16 protein-coding genes are annotated in these 16,060 nt (G+C 69.6%); 11 read left to right on the top strand and 5 right to left on the bottom strand.

The features are described from left to right. The first annotated feature begins 161 nt into the window (after positions 1–161). On the top strand, positions 162–944 hold the full coding sequence (locus ACZ54P_RS09945; RefSeq protein ID WP_465461142.1) for a GNAT family N-acetyltransferase: 783 nt from the start codon (positions 162–164) through the stop codon (positions 942–944). Then, on the top strand, positions 941–1,831 hold the full coding sequence (locus tag ACZ54P_RS09940) for a lysophospholipid acyltransferase family protein (protein WP_465461141.1): 891 nt from the start codon (positions 941–943) through the stop codon (positions 1,829–1,831). The genes ACZ54P_RS09945 and ACZ54P_RS09940 overlap by 4 nt, the downstream gene beginning before the upstream one ends. A 45-nt stretch (positions 1,832–1,876) precedes the next feature. Here the strand turns inward: ACZ54P_RS09940 and ACZ54P_RS09935 are convergent, their stop codons facing one another. Continuing rightward, positions 1,877–2,767: an NADP-dependent oxidoreductase gene (locus tag ACZ54P_RS09935; protein ID WP_465461140.1), complete on the bottom strand. Its 891-nt coding sequence runs from the start codon at positions 2,765–2,767 to the stop codon at positions 1,877–1,879. Between the two features lie 135 nt (positions 2,768–2,902). On the opposite strand from ACZ54P_RS09935, the gene ACZ54P_RS09930 reads away from it, so the two are divergent. The 4 genes from ACZ54P_RS09930 to mnmA are packed head-to-tail and all read left to right on the top strand — an operon-like array spanning position 2,903 to position 7,927. Then, the gene (locus ACZ54P_RS09930) at positions 2,903–4,171 is read left to right on the top strand and encodes a helix-turn-helix transcriptional regulator (RefSeq protein ID WP_465461139.1); all 1,269 of its coding nucleotides are present in this window, start codon (positions 2,903–2,905) and stop codon (positions 4,169–4,171) included. A gap of 33 nt (positions 4,172–4,204) precedes the next feature. After that, on the top strand, positions 4,205–5,587 hold the full coding sequence (locus tag ACZ54P_RS09925) for an MFS transporter (RefSeq protein ID WP_465461138.1): 1,383 nt from the start codon (positions 4,205–4,207) through the stop codon (positions 5,585–5,587). Between the two features lie 46 nt (positions 5,588–5,633). Then, positions 5,634–6,830, top strand: a complete 1,197-nt coding sequence (locus ACZ54P_RS09920) for a cysteine desulfurase family protein (RefSeq protein ID WP_465461137.1) — start codon at positions 5,634–5,636, stop codon at positions 6,828–6,830. Between the two features lie 5 nt (positions 6,831–6,835). Continuing rightward, positions 6,836–7,927 (top strand): tRNA 2-thiouridine(34) synthase MnmA, encoded by a 1,092-nt coding sequence (gene mnmA, locus ACZ54P_RS09915; RefSeq protein WP_465461136.1) that lies wholly within the window; start codon positions 6,836–6,838, stop codon positions 7,925–7,927. Between the two features lie 74 nt (positions 7,928–8,001). Here the strand turns inward: mnmA and ACZ54P_RS09910 are convergent, their stop codons facing one another. From ACZ54P_RS09910 to ACZ54P_RS09900, 3 genes are all read right to left on the bottom strand, one after another. Further along, a complete protein-coding gene (locus ACZ54P_RS09910; protein WP_465461135.1) occupies positions 8,002–8,445 on the bottom strand; it encodes a GNAT family N-acetyltransferase in 444 nt (147 codons plus the stop codon). Further along, positions 8,442–9,479 carry an MBL fold metallo-hydrolase gene (locus ACZ54P_RS09905; protein WP_465461134.1) on the bottom strand — a complete coding sequence of 346 codons (1,038 nt, stop codon included), beginning with the start codon at positions 9,477–9,479 and terminating at the stop codon, positions 8,442–8,444. The genes ACZ54P_RS09910 and ACZ54P_RS09905 overlap by 4 nt, the downstream gene beginning before the upstream one ends. Before the next feature lie 178 nt (positions 9,480–9,657). Beyond that, positions 9,658–10,464: an LURP-one-related family protein gene (locus ACZ54P_RS09900; RefSeq protein ID WP_465461133.1), complete on the bottom strand. Its 807-nt coding sequence runs from the start codon at positions 10,462–10,464 to the stop codon at positions 9,658–9,660. A gap of 121 nt (positions 10,465–10,585) precedes the next feature. Here ACZ54P_RS09900 and ACZ54P_RS09895 point away from each other — a divergent pair, with 121 nt between their 5' ends. The 5 genes from ACZ54P_RS09895 (at position 10,586) to ACZ54P_RS09875 (ending at position 15,254) form a co-directional block, all read left to right on the top strand. Then, positions 10,586–11,623: a methionine synthase gene (locus ACZ54P_RS09895; RefSeq protein ID WP_465461132.1), complete on the top strand. Its 1,038-nt coding sequence runs from the start codon at positions 10,586–10,588 to the stop codon at positions 11,621–11,623. 22 nt (positions 11,624–11,645) lie between these two features. Further along, positions 11,646–12,350 (top strand): hypothetical protein, encoded by a 705-nt coding sequence (locus ACZ54P_RS09890; protein WP_465461131.1) that lies wholly within the window; start codon positions 11,646–11,648, stop codon positions 12,348–12,350. Between the two features lie 10 nt (positions 12,351–12,360). Next, positions 12,361–14,508, top strand: a complete 2,148-nt coding sequence (ligA, locus tag ACZ54P_RS09885) for an NAD-dependent DNA ligase LigA (RefSeq protein ID WP_465461130.1) — start codon at positions 12,361–12,363, stop codon at positions 14,506–14,508. Continuing rightward, positions 14,501–14,995: a GNAT family N-acetyltransferase gene (locus ACZ54P_RS09880; protein WP_465461129.1), complete on the top strand. Its 495-nt coding sequence runs from the start codon at positions 14,501–14,503 to the stop codon at positions 14,993–14,995. Before ligA ends, ACZ54P_RS09880 begins: the two co-directional genes overlap by 8 nt. A gap of 118 nt (positions 14,996–15,113) precedes the next feature. Continuing rightward, positions 15,114–15,254, top strand: a complete 141-nt coding sequence (locus ACZ54P_RS09875; protein WP_465461128.1) for a hypothetical protein — start codon at positions 15,114–15,116, stop codon at positions 15,252–15,254. Between the two features lie 49 nt (positions 15,255–15,303). On the opposite strand, the gene ACZ54P_RS09870 is transcribed toward ACZ54P_RS09875, so the two are convergent. Continuing rightward, the gene (locus ACZ54P_RS09870; protein WP_465461127.1) at positions 15,304–15,957 is read right to left on the bottom strand and encodes an ACT domain-containing protein; all 654 of its coding nucleotides are present in this window, start codon (positions 15,955–15,957) and stop codon (positions 15,304–15,306) included. Positions 15,958–16,060: the final 103 nt, after the last annotated feature.

Raw genomic sequence — 16,060 nt, 5'->3', positions numbered from 1 at the left:
ACGGGGCCGTCCGGGATTCTTTCCCGGGCGGCCCCATTTCTGTGACCCGAAAGTGATCTTCCAGCCTGAGAGAACCCTGAGAACCCGCAATTAACTGAACGTGCACTAAGCGGCCATCGGGCGCATTGTCGTTGGTACCCCCCGAGGAGTAGACCTGGGTCATGACGACGTCACAGCTCCTCGTCAGTACTGACCAGGCAGGTGTCGAACACCCGGCAGACGCGCCGCGGTACTCACTCCTCGTCGCCAACGGAAACGAAGAAGTCGTTGCCGCGCAACGCCTTCGTCATCAGGTGTTCGCCGAGGAAATGGGAGCTAAGCTCAATTCGCCCACCCCGGGCCTCGACGTCGACTACTTCGACGAGTTCTGCGATCACCTCGTGGTTCGGGACGACAACACCGGCGAGATCGTGGGCACGTACCGGATGCTGCCGCCCGACCGGGCCGCACTGGCGGGAAAGCTGTACTCCGACAGCGAATTCGATCTCACCGCGCTCGATTCGCTGCGTCCCTCGCTGGTCGAGACTGGCCGCTCGTGTGTGCACCCCGACCATCGCAGCGGTGCCGTGGTGAGCCTCGTCTGGGCGGGGATCGGGCGCTACATGCTGCTGGCGGGCCACCGGTACCTCGCCGGCTGCGCGTCCGTGCCGCTGACCGACGGCGGAAGCTACGCGGCGGGTGTCTGGGATGTCTTGCGCGCCAAGCACTACGCGGACGAGTCGCTCCGTGTGACGCCGCTGAATCCCTGGCGTCTCGAGGACGTCGAGCGGCCGACGCGGGCGCTCCTGCCGCCGCTCATCAAGGGGTACACGCGACTGGGCGCGAAAATCTACGGTCCGCCCGCGCTCGACGCGGATTTCGGCGTCGCGGACTTCTTCGTCCTGCTGGATCTGCACAACGTCGACGAGCGGTACCTCAAGTTCTTTCTGGGAGTGCAGGGATGACTCACGCCTGGATGCCGAAGTCGCCGTGTGGCGAGGGATGCCTCAGCGAAGGGGCACCGACGGTCGCGTTCCCGCGCCGCGTCCTGCGGTTCACCGCGGCGATCGGCGTCATCTTCGGCGCTTTCCTGTCGGCGCCGCTGGTGCTCGTGCTGCGCGGTATGCCCCGGGAACGGTTGGTGCGCCTGCTTTTCGTGGGTATTCTTCGCTCGTTCGGGGTGAAGCTGCGTGTGCTCGGTGACGAGCGTTTCCGCGCCGTGCCCGGCCGCGGCGCGCTCGTGGTGAACAACCACATCTCGTGGCTGGACATCATCGCGGTCAACGCCATCCAGCCGATGCGGGCGCTGGCGAAAAAGGAGGTCGGCGCCTGGCCGGTGCTCGGCCTGCTGGTGCGCCGCGGCGGCAGTATCTTCCTCGACCGCGAAAATCTGCGAAGCCTGCCCGGAACGATGGACGAACTGGCCGACGCGATGCGCGGCGGATCACTCGTCAGCGTCACGCCGGAGGGCACCACCTGGTGCGGTCTCGGCTCGGGCCGGTTCCGCCCGGCGACCTTCCAGGCGGCGATCGACGGCGGTGTCCCGGTGCGGCCGCTCGCTTTGCGCTTCCGGCTCGCCGACGGACGGGAGACGACGCAGCCGGCGTTCATCGGACCGGAGTCGCTGATCGCCTCACTGCGGCGCGTCGCCGCCTTGCGCGGTCTGGTGCTGGAGGTGCACGTGTGCCCGGAGATCGCGCCGGGCCGCGCCGCGGACCGGCGGGAACTGGCCCTGCTGGCGGAATCCGCGGTGCAGGCGGCGCTCGGGCGGGTGCAGATCCCGGCGCAGCTGCGACGCCGTGCTGCCTCCGCTCCGGTGCCAAGGCCGGTCGCCCAGGTGCCCGGCTCGTGAGTGGTAATGATGGTTCTAACCGTCATTACCACTCACGAGGCCGGGTCACTTCACGGTCAGGGTGATCTTCCCGCCCGCGTGCCCCGTCGCGCTCTCCCGGTGTGCCGCCGCGGCCTCCGCGAGCCCGTAACTCGACCCCAGCTTGATTTTCAGCTCACGCGACACGAGATCCTCGAGCACCGCGGCGGATTCCGAACCGCCTGCCGAGAACTTCAGCCCCTGCGCGTACGCCGCCGGGTCGGCGATGGTGATCAGCCGGTCGGGTGAGCCGAGCAGTTCGACGGAGTCACCCAAGACACCGAAGCCCGCCGCGTCGAACACCGCGTCGACGCCGTCGGGCGCGGCCGAGCGGACCCGCGAAACCCAGCCTTCGCCGTACTGCACCGGTACCGCGCCGAGCGCCTTGACGTCATCCAGTGAAGAAGCCCCGGAGAGCCCGATGACCGTGGCTCCCAGCGCGACGGCGGCCTGTGTCGCGAACCGGCCGACCTGGCCGCTCGCGCCGTGGATCACGACCGTCTCGCCCGGCTTGACCTCGAGTTCTCCCAGCACTCGCAACGCCGTCTCACCGGCGACGGGCAGCGCGGCGGCTTCGGGCCACGAAAGTCCGGCGGGTTTGCGGGTGACGTTGGTGGCCAACGCGTACTCCGCGTACGCGCCGGTGTCGGACCAGCCGAAGACCTCATCGCCGACGGCGAATCCGGCGCCTTCGCCCACCGCGTCCACCACGCCCGCCAGTTCCAGGCCGAGGAGGTGCGGGAACTCGACCGGGCGGACCTCCGCCATGGCGCCCGACCGGATCTTCCAGTCGAGCGGGTTGACGCCGGCGGCCTTGACCGCGACCCGAACCTGTCCCGGGCCGGGTTCCGGCAGCGGGACCTCGGCCGTGTGCAGGACGTCCGGTTCGCCGTACTGGGTGATGGTGATCGCTCGCATGTTCACTCCTCATCGGATTTCTTCGCTGACGATCAGTCAACCGGCGGGCGCACCCCGGCCGAACCGCTCGGACGAGCAGTGTTCGCTAGCCGGGCGAGCAGCGTGCCCACGGGAGAACACGCTTACTGTGGAGTCATGGACGAGTGGGCGGATCCGCTGTATGTGCTGAGCCAGGTCGAGTACATGCTCGCCGCGCCCCGCCCCGAGCTGTTGCCGCGGTTTTCCGCGACGGCCGCTGCCGTCCTGCCGCACCGCGCCGCCGCCATGGAGACCGGTGACTGCTCCCGCCTGCCGATCAAGGTCCACGGCGATCCGTCGATCACCGGCGCGGTCACGAGCGCGGAGCTGCGGAAGCTCGCCGCACTCGGCGTCCCCGGGCAGGCGGTGATCGCCGACGGGACACTCGGTGGAGAGCGCCGGAAACTCGTCGTCCTCACCTCGGCCCCGGTGATCGGCAAGGGCGCGATGATCGCGCTCGTCCCCACCGAGGACGCGCCCGCGGATCGCGCGCTCGAAATCGTCGCCAAACTGTGGGACGTCGTCAGCGTGAACGCCGCACAGCGCGCCACCGACCCCGAGCCCGCGGTGCTGGAGAGCAACATCGCGGCGGCGACCGCGCGGGCGCGGGCGATCACCGATCTCGGGCAGACGCACGCGACCACCCTCGCGTCCCTGCTTTCGGTGCTGCGGTCCCGGCGGCTCGGCGACGACGCCGCCCGGCAGACCGCGACCGACCTCGCCGCGGCCGCGCTGATCGAACTGCGCGCGGTCGCCGACCGCGATCAGGAGCTTTCGGCGGAACCGGCGTCGGCGGCGTTCGACACCCTCGCCGCTCAGCTGGATCCCTTGGTACGGCACAGCGACGTGCCCGTGGACCTCGCCGGACCCGGTGACGAACGGCCGCTCCCGCAGGATATCGCGCACACCGCGCGCACGGTCACCCGCGGCCTCGTGCTCACCGCGCTGGAGCGGGGCAGCACCCGCGTGCGGGCGTCCTGGCAGCTCGACGGACAGGCGCTCCTGGTCACCGTGCGCGACGACGGTCAGGACGTCGCCCGCGCCGCGCCCGCCGCCGGCCTCACCGAGCGGATCACACCGCTCGGCGGCCGCTGGGAGGTCGACGCCGTACCCGGCTGGGGCGCCACGATCACCGCCGTCCTGCCGCTGGGTGTCCAGGAAATGCCGGAACTGCGCCCGCTGGACCGGCTGAACCCGCGTGAACTCGAAGTACTCGCCGGGATCGCGCGCGGAAAGCGGAACCGGCAGATCGCCGAAGAGCTGCGGCTGACCGAGCACACGGTGAAATTCCACGTGCGGAAGATCCTCGGGAAGCTCGAAGTCACGTCGCGGGGCGAAGCCGCGATGCTGGCGCGGGAGCTGCGCCTGGAGTCCGTCAGCGCTTGACCTCCACCGAACTGGAGGTTGCAGGCTCACGGCATGACGATCACTGGGGACACGGCGAAGCCGAAGGGTGTGCTCTGGACACCGGAGCACCGGGTGACCACGATCGGGTTGCTGCTCATGGTCACGCTCATCGCGTTCGAGAGCATGGGCGTCGCCACCGCGATGCCGACGATGGTCGCCGACCTCGACGGCCTCGCGTTGTACGCCTGGCCCTTCACCACGTTCCTGGTCGCCAGCGTGGTCGCGACCGTCCTTTCCGGCCGCGTCGGCGACCGCAAGGGCCCGGCGCCCGCGCTGCTCGCCGGTACCGGCCTGTTCGCCGTCGGGCTGCTGGTCGCCGGACTCGCGCACGACATGCCGTTGCTCCTGCTGGGCCGCGCCTTGCAGGGTTTCGGCTCCGGGCTGCTGCTGGTTTCGGTGTCCCTGCTGATCGCGCTCACCTTCAGCGACCGCGAACGACCGGTGATCTACGCCGCCAACGCCGCCGCGTGGGTGCTGCCCGCGGTGATCGGCCCTTCGATCGCGGGCGTGGTGACGGTGAGCGTCGGCTGGCGCTGGGTGTTCCTCGGGTTGATCCCGCTGACCGGCGTCGGGCTCGCGCTGCTGGTCGTGGTCACGCGCAAGCTGCCCCGGCACGTGCCCGGCACGTCCGCGAGTCACGCCGGTGTCGTGCCCGCGGTGGTCGCCGCACTCGGTGTCGCCGCGCTCACCTGGGCGGCACAGCATCCTTCGCTGCCTGCGCTGGCCTACGGGGTCGCCGGACTGCTCGCGCTGGCGTACGCGCTCCGCAAACTCCTCCCCGTGGGCACCCTGACATCGCGGCCGGGGTTGCCGACAGTGATCGTCTCCCGCGGGCTGATCGCGGGCGCCTACGCGGGGATGGAGGCCTATCTGCCGCTCACGATGAGCGAAGTCCACGGCTACAGCCCCGCGCTGGCCGGGTTGCCGCTGACGGTGACCGCGCTCGGCTGGTCGGCGGGGTCGATGCTGCAGGGCCGGTTCCTCGACTGGTCCCGGGAAGCGTCCCTGCGGACCGGATTCGCGCTGGTGGCGACCGGTCTGGCGATTTTCGCCTTCGTTCCGCTGCCCTCGTTCCCCGGCTGGCTGGCGTTCGTGGCGTCGGCGGTCGGCGGCGCCGGGATGGGGATCGCGATGCCCGCGATCTCGGTGTTGCTCCTGCGCTACTCGCCCGAGGCCGAACGCGGGTTCACCACGTCGGCGCTGCAGCTCGGGGACTGGGTCGGCTCGGCGCTGACCATTGGTTTGGGCGGTGTCCTGCTCGCGTCGATCGCCTCGGCGAAGGAGCCTTCGGTGGCGATCTTGGTGCTCGCGGTGCTGCTGACCGGGCTCGCCCTGCTCGGCGTGCGGCTGACCGGCCGGTGGCCGGAGGGGATGACCCAGGCCACCGCCGGATGAGGGTGGGCTTGGTCACGGCCCGGAGCGGTCTACCCTGGTGGGTGCGATGACCTATCTCGACCACGCGGCGACCACCCCGATGTTGCCCGAAGCCGTAGCGGCGATGTCCGAGGCGCTGTCCACTGTGGGCAACGCCTCCGCGCTGCATTCCTCGGGACGCCGGGCCCGTCGCCGGGTCGAAGAGGCCCGCGAGGTGATCGCGGAGGCGCTGGGTGCCCGGCCCTCCGAGGTGATCTTCACCGGCGGCGGCACGGAAAGCGACAACCTCGCGGTCAAGGGCATCTTCTGGGCCCGTCACGGCGAAGACCCGAAGCGCCAGCGGGTGCTGTGCAGTGCCGTCGAGCATCACGCCGTCCTCGATTCCGTCGAGTGGCTGGAGCAGCACGCGGGCGCCGAGGTGGTCTGGGTCGAGGCCGACCAGATGGGCCGGGTGTCGCCGGAATCGCTGCGCACCGCCATCGGCGACAGCCCCGAGACGGTCGCGCTGGCCACCGTGATGTGGGCGAACAACGAGGTCGGCACGGTCAACTCGATCGCCGAACTCGCCGCCGTCTGCGCCGAGCACGGGATCCCGCTGCACACCGACGCCGTCCAGGCCGTCGGCGCGGTAGGAGTCGACTTCGCCGAGAGCGGCGCCGCCGCGTTGACATTGACGGCGCACAAGCTCGGCGGCCCATACGGCGTCGGCGCGCTGCTGCTCGGGCGCGACACCGCGTGCGTCCCCGTTCTGCACGGCGGTGGCCAGGAACGCAGTGTGCGTTCGGGCACCCTCGACGTCCCCGCGGTGATCGCGTTCGCGACCGCGGTCAAGGCCAGTGTCGAAGGTCGTGAGGAGTACGCCAAGCGCGTCGGCGAGCTGCGGGACGAGCTGATCGAGGCCGTCCGGCGCGAGGTGCCGGACGCGGTCCTCAACGGCGGCGAGGGCGAGCGCCTCCCGACGCACGCCCACTTCACCTTCCCCGGTTGTGCCGGTGACAGCCTGTTGATGCTTTTGGACGCCAAGGGCATCGAATGTTCCACTGGATCGGCGTGCACGGCGGGTGTCGCGCAGCCGAGTCACGTACTGCTGGCCATGGGTGCCGATCCAGCGGCCGCGCGCGGCTCGCTGCGGTTCTCGCTCGGGCATACCTCGACGCCGGAAGACGTTGAAGCGGTTTCGAGGGAGATCGCGGGTGTCGTCGACCGGGCGAGGCAGGCGGGACTGGCCGGCATGCGCAAGCAGACGCAGAAGCAAGAGGTGTGAGGAAGATGCGCGTACTGGCCGCGATGAGCGGGGGAGTGGACTCGGCGGTGGCCGCCGCGCGCGCCGTGGACGCCGGGCACGAGGTCGTCGGTGTGCACCTGGCGCTGTCGGCGAAGCCCGGCACGCTGCGAACCGGCTCCCGTGGTTGTTGCACGATCGAGGATTCGGGTGACGCGCGCCGCGCGGCGGACATCCTCGGCATCCCCTTCTACATCTGGGACTTCGCCGAGCGGTTCACCGAAGAGGTCATCGAGACCTTCGTCGGCGAGTACGCCGCCGGCCGGACGCCGAACCCGTGCGTCACCTGCAACGAGAAGATCAAGTTCGAGGCGTTGCTGGACAAGGCGATGGCGCTCGGTTTCGACGCCGTCGCCACCGGGCACTACGCCCGTCTGTCCCTTGTGGACGGTGTGCCGGAGCTGCGGCGCAGCGTCGACTCCGGCAAGGACCAGTCCTACGTGCTGGCTTCGCTCACCCCGGAGCAGTTGCGGCATTCGCTGTTCCCGCTGGGTGACTCGTGGAAGACCGACGTCCGTGCCGAGGCCGAGAGCCGCGGCCTGTCGGTGGCGAACAAGCCGGACAGTCACGACATCTGCTTCATCCCGGACGGCGACACCAAGAGCTTCCTGGAGAAGCGGCTCGGCCAGCGTCCCGGACAGCTCGTCGACGCCGAGACCGGCGCCGTGCTGGGTGAGCACACCGGCGTGCACGGGTTCACCGTCGGCCAGCGCAAGGGCCTCGGCATCGAGGCGCCCGCCCCGGACGGGCGGCCGCGCTACGTGCTTTCGCTGGAGCCGGTTTCGGGCACGGTGAAGGTCGGTTCGGCGCGGGATCTCGGCGTGAACGTGATCGAGGCGGACCGCCCGATCTGGCCGAGTGAGCGCCCGCTGGACGGCCCCACCGAATGCGTCGTCCAGGTGCGTGCGCACGGCGGAATCGTCGAGGCCGTCGCCGAGGTCTCGGGTGACGAAGTGACCGTCCAGCTTCGTGAGCCGCTGCGCGGCGTCGCGCCCGGTCAGGTCGTCGTGCTGTACCGCCCGGACGCCGCCGAAGGCGATCTGGTGCTGGGAAGCGCGAAGATCTCGGGAACCCGCTAGACCGCGCATTTCGTCCTCTGAATGCGTTCCTTGCGTGTGCAACCACCGCATTTAGAGGACGAAATGCGGGCGGGTCAGAGCTTCAGTTTGAAGCCGGTGTGGCTCGCCACGAAGCCGAGCCGCTCGTAGAACCGGTGCGCGTCCTCGCGTTTCACGTCCGACGTCAGTTGCACGAGCGCGCACCCCCGCCGCCGGGATTCGTCGATCGCCCACGTCATCAGCTCGCCGCCGAGCCCGGAGCCGCGATGGCTCGCCTGGACCCGGACCGCCTCGATCTGACCGCGCAGCGCGCCTTTCCTCGCCAGGCCGGGAACGATCGACAGCTGGAGCGTGCCGACGGCCTCCCCGTCGTCGTCGGCGACGATCAGCAGCTGGGCAGGGTCGGCGTCGATCTCGTCGAAAGCCTTGAGGTACGGCGTGAGATCGTCGGTCGAATCGCGCGTGGCGCCGATCTGGTCGTCGGCGAGCATCTCGACGATCGCCGCGACGTCCTCGCGGCGTGCTTGACGGATGATCATGCGGCGTAGTGTCGCACGCCCTCGGTCTCGGTCGCGGTGAGTTTCCCTTGCGCCACCAGCAGATCCAGATGCGAACCGGTCTCGAGGACGGCGAGCATCCGGTTGAACGGGTCCATCTCGCCGAGCTTGCGCTGTTTGCGCGTCCAGCCCAGCCGGAGCGCGACCTCGTACGCCGTCGTGACGTCCGCGGTGATCTCCGCGCCCATGACCTCGAGCCGGTCGCGGTGGTGCTCCAGCAGTTCGTCCACGCGGGCGTGGACGCTGTCGGTCACCCGGCCGTGCGCCGGCAGCATGCGCCGGTCCGGCAGCTCGCGGACCAGGCGCAGGGAGTCGAGGTAGTCGCTCAGCGGCAGATCGACCGGCACCGGCTGGAATCCGATGGACGGCGTGATGTGCGGCAGCACGTGGTCGCCGGAGAACACCAGTCCCGCCTCGTCGTCGACGAAGACGACGTGCCCGGCCGTGTGGCCCGGCGTGTGCACGATGTCGAACTCGCGGCCGGGCACGATCGTGCGCTTGCCGGCGGTGAGCCATTCGTCGGGCTGCTCCCACAGATGCGCCTCGGTGTGCCGGAGGCCGCCGAAGGCCTTGGCGAGTTCCTCGACCACGGGGCCCGCGCCACAGCGTTCGAGCAGACCGACCTGCGCCTCCATCGGGAAGCGGTCCGGATCGCCGGAGCGCGCCAGCGAAGGCTGTTCCAGCTTCCCCAGCCCGATCTTGCCGCCGAACTCGCGACGCAGTTCCACCGCCAGCGTGTAGTGATCGCGATGGACGTGGGTGATCAGGAACTCGTCGATGTCGCCGAGGTCCGCGCCGAGCGCCTTCAACCCCCGCGAGAGCCGTTCGCGTGCCGACTCCAGCGCCCAGCCCGAGTCGACGAGGACCAGGCGGGTGCCGTCGGTGACGACGTAGACGTTGACCGCGCGCAACGCGTCGTGCGGCAACGGCAGCGGGATCCGGTGAACCCCCGGCGCGACCGTGTAGACGCCCGGCTCGGCCCAGTCCCGTTCGCCGTCTTCTGGCAACGGCTCCATGGTGACCTCCGTCCCGGACGCACTCCGGCGTGCCGCCCAGTTCTTCCACCTTGAGCCGCCGGAAGCCGAGTGTCCACTTATGGGGGTGAGACCCGTGTCACTCGCGAGGCCCGCGTTTAGTCCTCTGAATGCGGTAGTTGCACGCGCAAGGACCGCATTCAGAGGACTAAACGCGACGTCAGTTGTCGTCCTGCTTCAACGCCGTATCGATGGTCAGTGCCGAAGCGACCACCATCGAGGCCAGCGGATCCCGCAGCGGCCGGTGGATCTCGACGACGTAGTTGTCGGCGGTGGTGAACGCGGCCTTCACGAAACCACCCCAGGTCTTCGTGATCCGCGCGATCTCGACGTCGGCGTGGTCCTTGATCGCGAAGTTCCACGCCCGCCAGTTCTCCGCGAAGATCCCGCCGACCTTCCGGCCGTCGACCAGGAAACCCAGCCGGATCTTGCCGAAGACGTTCTCCTGCACGATCTCCCCGATCGGCGAGTCGTCGGCCCGCGTCACCAGGAAGCGGGATTTGAACACCTTCGCCGGTCGCGTCACCTTCAGCACGGTGCTGTGGTTCGCGTCGCGGATTTCGAAGCGGTGGGTCAGGAACTGGTCGTAGTTCGTGAGCAGCCGGATCGCCTTCTTCAGGGTGCTCTGCCCGACCTGCACGACACCGCCGAGCCGGTTGCCGTTCTGGTCGAAGACCCCGAACTCGTTGGACATTTCGATGAGTTTGGCGCGCTGGTTGACCACGAGCACGGGTTCGGAGAACAGCGTCCCACCGCCGGTGGCGGCACCGCTCCGGCCCTGGGTCCCCTTCGCCACCTGCGCCCGGATCTTGTCCGGGCCGGGCGCGCCTTCGATGTCCAGTTCGATCATCTCGGCGTCGTGGGACGGCCGCGTGTCGGCCGTCCAGGCCTGGCCGTCCCACCACCGGTAGACCCGGGGGTTCTGCTGGTCGGGGTACCAGCCGGCGGGCTGTGGAGAGCTCGTCATGGCAGGTCAGCGTAATGCGCTCGGAGCCACCGCGGGCCCGTCGACGGCAATTGCGGCGAATGTCCGTGTCCTCCCCCGGCCCCGCCGCCCCGCCGAGTGGGACCAAGGGGAGAATCCGGATGTGAACGAACGACCTTGGCCTGTAGGCGCGGCCACCGCGATCGGTTCCCTGCCCGGTACCGATCCGGTCGAGGCCGCTTCGATCGTGTTCGGCGAACTGCCCGAATTCCCGTGTCTGCCCGAACTTCCCGCGCGCGGCGTCGGTGCCGACGTCATCGGCCGGACGGCGGCGCTGCTGGTCGATCTCGCCGTGGAGGTGGTGCCGAGTGGTTATCGGGTCGCCGGCCGCCCCGGCCACGACCACCGCCGTGCCGTCGACCTGATGAACTGGGACCTCGACGCCGTCCAGGAGGCGAGGGAGAAGGCCGGTGCCGCGCCGCCGGTCTTCAAGACGCAGGTCGCGGGACCGTGGACGCTCGCCGCGAACGTCGAACTCCCGCGCGGGCACCGGATCCTCACCGACCGGGGCGCGTTGCGCGACTTCACCGCTTCCTTGCTGGACGGCCTGGCCGAACACGTCGCCGAACTGAAGTCACGGCTCGGCGCGCCGGTGGTGGTCCAGTTCGACGAGCCGTCGCTGCCCGAGGTGCTCGGCGGCGATCTGCCGACGGTGTCCGGCTACGGCACCGTTCCCGCGGTCCCCGCGCCGGAGGCCCGGAACCTGCTCGCGACGGTGATTTCCGGGGCGGAGCGCATCACCGGGCAGCCCGTCGCGGTGCACTGCTGCGCCGAGAAGCCGCCGATCTCGTTGCTGCGCGCGGCGGGCGCGAAGGCGATCGCCTTCGACTTCTCTCTGTTGAAGGGCGCTTCGCCCGCGCAGCTCGACGAGATCGGCGAGGCGCTGGACGACGGCACGACGTTGATGCTCGGGCTCGTCCCCACGACCGATCCCGGTGTTCCGGTGAAGCTGCGCGACCTGGTCACCCCGGTGTTCAAGCTGGTCGACAGGCTCGGCTTCCCCCGCGAGATCCTCGCCGAACGGGTCGTGCCGACCCCGGCGTGCGGCTTGGCGGGCGCGACCCCCGAGTGGATGCGCCGCGCGCTCACGCTCAGCCGTGAGGCGGGCAAGGCTTTCGTCGAACCACCTGAAGGCTGGTGAGCGGGGCGGTAACCTGCCCTTCATGCGTTTGTTCCGCCGTTCCCGCAAGTCCGAGGACGTTCCCGACCCCCGCACGGCGTGGCCCGAGCAGCCGGTCCCCGAGGACGCGGCGGCCGCGGCGGCGAAGTTCTGGGAAGCGTGGTTCGAACTCCTGCCGGAGGTCAGCGCCGCGCTCGGCGACCGCGAACCGCACCGGGTGGAACACGACCTCTGCACCATCGTCGAGGCACTGCATCCGAGGCTGCATTTCTCCCTCGACCGGGGGCACCGCGCGATCTACTCGCTGGTGCTCACCGGTCAGGAGGACCCGGAACTGCGCCCGTACACCGACGCGTGGAAGGCCGCCGCGCCGCCGGAGGACGCGATCTGGGAGTACCACGACTCCGTGCCGCCGGTCCCCGACCCGAGTGAGGTCACCGTCAACCTCGGCGAGACCCGGATCGCGCTCGCCGACGTCCGGGTGACCGCGAAGGTGGACGAATCAGCCGGACGGGTGGACGTGACCGTGTTCCATCCGCTGATCGAGGAACTCCGGCCCGAGACGCGCACGACCATGACCTTCCTGCCGCTGGACGCCACGCTGGGTGAGCGTGTCGCGGCCGAACGGCTGGGCCGCGTCGAGCTGGCGACCGAGGCGCGTGACGGGGAACTGACGCTGCTGGAGCTCCGCGAAATGGTCGGCCGACTCGGCTCACCGGCGCCCGGAAATGTCGGTACCCCCGGCTAGGCTCACTACCGTGAGCAGCGAACTTACCCCCTCAGACCTCGAGACGGCCGACGTCGCGCAGGACGTCACCGACGTTCCGGCGGAGGTCCGCGAACGACACGGCGCACTGGCCGAGGAGATCCGCGGGCATCAGTTCCGGTACTACGTGCTGGACTCACCCACCGTGTCCGACGGTCAGTTCGACGAGCTGCTCAACGACCTCCAGGCCATCGAGGACGAGTATCCGGGGCTGGTGACGCCGGAGTCGCCGACGCAGAACGTCGGCGGCACGTTCTCCACCGAGTTCGTCGCGCACGACCACCTCGAACGCATGCTCAGCCTGGACAACGTGTTCGACACCGAAGGTTTCGAGACCTGGGTCGAACGCGTCCAGAAGGAGATCGGCGCGACGAAGTACCTCGCCGAGCTCAAGATCGACGGGCTCGCGATCAACCTGCTGTACGAGAACGGCCGCCTCACCCGCGCGCTGACCAGGGGTGACGGTCGCACCGGCGAGGACGTCACGCTCAACGTCCGCACGCTGGAGCAGGTGCCGGAGCGATTGCGGAGCACCGACGAGTTCCCGGTCCCGGCGCTGGTCGAGGTCCGCGGCGAGGTGTACTTCCGCGTCGAGGACTTCTTGGCGCTCAACGCGAAGATGGTCGAGGCGGGCAAGGACCCGTACGCGAACCCGCGCAACACCGCGGCCGGATCGTTGCGGCAGAAGGACCCGAAGATCACGAAGTCCCGGAATCTGCGGCTGATCTGCCACGGGCTCGGGAAACGCGAAGGCTTCGAACCGAAGCGCCAGTCCGAGGCGTACGAGGCGCTGGCCGCGTGGGGCCTGCCGGTCTCACCGCACAGCAAGGTGCTGAGTTCGGGCAAGGAACTGCTGGAGCACATCAAGTACTGGGGCGAGCACCGCCACGACGCCGAGCACGAGATCGACGGGGTCGTCATCAAGGTCGACGAGGTCGCGCTGCAGCGCCGTCTCGGGACGACCTCGCGCGCGCCGCGCTGGGCGATCGCCTACAAGTACCCGCCGGAAGAGGCGATCACCACCCTGCTGGACATCCAGGTCAACGTCGGCCGCACCGGCCGGGTCACGCCGTTCGCGGTGATGGAGCCGGTGAAGGTCGCCGGATCCACGGTGGCGATGGCGACGCTGCACAACCAGGAAGAGGTCAAACGCAAAGGCGTGCTGATCGGGGACAAGGTCGTCATCCGCAAGGCGGGCGACGTCATCCCCGAGGTGCTCGGCCCGGTGGCCGACGCGCGCACCGGCGAAGAGCGCGAGTTCGTCATGCCGTTGCGCTGCCCCAACTGCGACACCGAACTGGCGTACCAGAAGGAGGGCGACATCGACATCCGTTGCCCGAACGCCCAGTTCTGCCCGGCGCAGCGACGGGAGCGGCTGTTCCACCTCGCGAGCCGGAACGTCTTCGACATCGAGGTGCTCGGCTACGAGGCCGCGGTGGCCCTGCTGGACGCCGGTGTCGTGCACGACGAAGGGGACATCTTCGATCTGGACGAGGAAAAGCTGCTCCAGGTGGAGCTGTTCCGCACCAAGGCGGGGGAGCTGTCGGCCAACGGCCGCAAACTGCTGGAGAACCTCGAAACCGTCAAAGACCGTCCATTGTGGAAGGTCATCGTCGGGCTCTCGATCCGCCACGTCGGCCCGACGGCGGCGCAAGCACTCGCGCGGGAATTCGGTTCGCTGGAACGGATCGAGAACGCCTCCGAGGAGGAGCTCGCCAGTGTCGACGGGGTCGGCCCGACCATCGTGCGGGCCGCGAAGGAATGGTTCGAGGTCGACTGGCACCGCGAGATCATCGAGAAGTGGCGCGCGGCGGGCGTGCGGATGGAAGAGGAACGGGACGAGTCCATCCCGCGCAACCTCGAAGGCCTGTCGATCGTCGTCACCGGTTCGCTGAACGACTACTCCCGTGACGAGGCCAAGGAGTTCATCATGGCCCGAGGTGGGAAGGCGGCCGGTTCGGTGTCGAAGAAGACGGCGTTCGTCGTCGTCGGCGACTCGCCGGGGACGAAATACGACAAGGCCGTCCAGCTGAAGGTGCCGGTGCTCGACGAGAACGGCTTCCGGGTGCTGCTGGAAAGCGGCCCGGAGGCCGCCGCCGAACTCGCGCTGCCGACGGACGAAGAGGAGAGCGATGAGTGACCTGCGGATCCGGTCCGCCCGCCCCGAGGAACTGAAAGAGGTCGGAGAACTCACGCTGGCCGCGTACGCGGGAGCAGAAGTGCTCGTCGAAGGTGTGGGTTACACCACCGAACTTCTCGACGCCGCCCGGCGAGCCGAACAAGCCGAACTCCTGGTGGCGGAGGACGGCGACGGCACGCTGGTCGGCACCGTCACCATCGTGCGGCCTGGGACGCCCTTCGCCGAACTGTCCCGCGAAGGCGAACTGGAGTTCCGCATGCTCGGCGTCCTCCCGTCGGCCACCGGCCGCGGCATCGGCGAGGCGCTGACCAGGGCGGTCATCGAGCGGGCGCGCGACCTGGACGCGGCGGCGGTCGTGCTGTGCAGCCTGAGCACGATGCTGCGGGCGCACCGGCTCTACGAACGGCTCGGATTCGTGCGGATCCCCGAGCGGGACTGGCAACCGCACCCCAGCGTCGCGCTGATCGCCTACCGCCTGGAGCTGTGAGCCGTGGATTTCTCGCCGCGGAACGCAGCGCCGGTGAGCACCACCGCCGACATCCTGGCGCTGGAAGGGGGCGGCTGGGAAGCGGATCTGGACGAGATGCGCGATAACGCGGCCGAAGGTGATCGTCACCTCCGAGCCCAGCGTGATGGAACTGCTCGCGGGAGCGAACGCCGAGGCGCTCCCTAGCTTCGAAACGTCGCTTGCCGGTTTCGTGAACCCGGCCACAAGGCTCCGCGCCGAGGCGATTTTCGACTCGTGAGCCGTCCTCGCTGATGTGCAATGAAGGGGCGGGCCCCAGGGAGCGAGGGTCAGCTGTCCAGCACGACGGCGACGATCCCCGCGAAGTGCGCCAGACGTGCCACTTCGGCGGCACGGAAGTTCGGCCCGCCCGGCCGCGCGACCAGCAGCGCCTTCCCGGGCTTCCCCAGCGGCGTCGCCGCCAGTTCGGTGCCCAGCTCCTTCCACGTCTCCGGGATCCACGCTTCCTCGGCGTCGAGGATGGTGGCGCGTTCCAGCGGAAGCCACGGCAGGTCGGTGATCGGCGTCTCGGGCGCGGCGTTGGACGACGCCAGCCGGATCGCGCCCGATTCGGCGTGTTCGACGACGACGGCCCAGCCGGCCCGGATGATCCGCGGCACGCCCTCGGCGAGGATTTCCAGCCCCGAAGCGGGCTTCGCGGCGATCTCCTCGACCAGTTCGAGTTCGCGATGGGTGTCCAGGACCCCGGCGTACGGGCGGACGGCGTCGACCTCGACACCGTCGACGCTTTCGGCGGCGGTGATCAGCGCGTCCGGCAGCCTCCCGGAGGGGATTTCGACGACGAGGTCGTCGACGGCGATACCGCCGCCGCGTTCGACCACGTCCACGCTCAGGATGTCGGCGCCGACGGTGCCGAGCGCGGTGGCGACCGCACCGAGGGTCCCCGGGGTGTCCGGTAATTGGACCCGGATCAGGAACGACACACGCGCCCCTCTCGCCTCAGGCGTTCCAGCCTCGCCGTGGAACGCGCTACGCCGGGCGCCGATTGTGACAGACCGGACGATGTAATGGGGTCCGCCATCCGGT

The organism is Amycolatopsis sp. NPDC034160 (genome assembly GCF_055575355.1).
Note: the sequence above shows the minus strand (reverse complement) of the source record. Positions and strands in the feature narration are given on the sequence as shown.

Bases quoted from the DNA above. Each gene is read 5' to 3' on its own strand.
- ACZ54P_RS09945 (WP_465461142.1), top strand. From the start codon at position 162: ATGACGACGTCACAGCTCCTCGTCAGTACTGACCAGGCAGGTGTCGAA.
- ACZ54P_RS09940 (WP_465461141.1), top strand. From the start codon at position 941: ATGACTCACGCCTGGATGCCGAAGTCGCCGTGTGGCGAGGGATGCCTC.
- ACZ54P_RS09935 (WP_465461140.1), bottom strand. From the start codon at position 2,767: ATGCGAGCGATCACCATCACCCAGTACGGCGAACCGGACGTCCTGCAC.
- ACZ54P_RS09930 (WP_465461139.1), top strand. From the start codon at position 2,903: ATGGACGAGTGGGCGGATCCGCTGTATGTGCTGAGCCAGGTCGAGTAC.
- ACZ54P_RS09925 (WP_465461138.1), top strand. From the start codon at position 4,205: ATGACGATCACTGGGGACACGGCGAAGCCGAAGGGTGTGCTCTGGACA.
- ACZ54P_RS09920 (WP_465461137.1), top strand. From the start codon at position 5,634: ATGACCTATCTCGACCACGCGGCGACCACCCCGATGTTGCCCGAAGCC.
- mnmA (WP_465461136.1), top strand. From the start codon at position 6,836: ATGCGCGTACTGGCCGCGATGAGCGGGGGAGTGGACTCGGCGGTGGCC.
- ACZ54P_RS09910 (WP_465461135.1), bottom strand. From the start codon at position 8,445: ATGATCATCCGTCAAGCACGCCGCGAGGACGTCGCGGCGATCGTCGAG.
- ACZ54P_RS09905 (WP_465461134.1), bottom strand. From the start codon at position 9,479: ATGGAGCCGTTGCCAGAAGACGGCGAACGGGACTGGGCCGAGCCGGGC.
- ACZ54P_RS09900 (WP_465461133.1), bottom strand. From the start codon at position 10,464: ATGACGAGCTCTCCACAGCCCGCCGGCTGGTACCCCGACCAGCAGAAC.
- ACZ54P_RS09890 (WP_465461131.1), top strand. From the start codon at position 11,646: ATGCGTTTGTTCCGCCGTTCCCGCAAGTCCGAGGACGTTCCCGACCCC.
- ACZ54P_RS09880 (WP_465461129.1), top strand. From the start codon at position 14,501: ATGAGTGACCTGCGGATCCGGTCCGCCCGCCCCGAGGAACTGAAAGAG.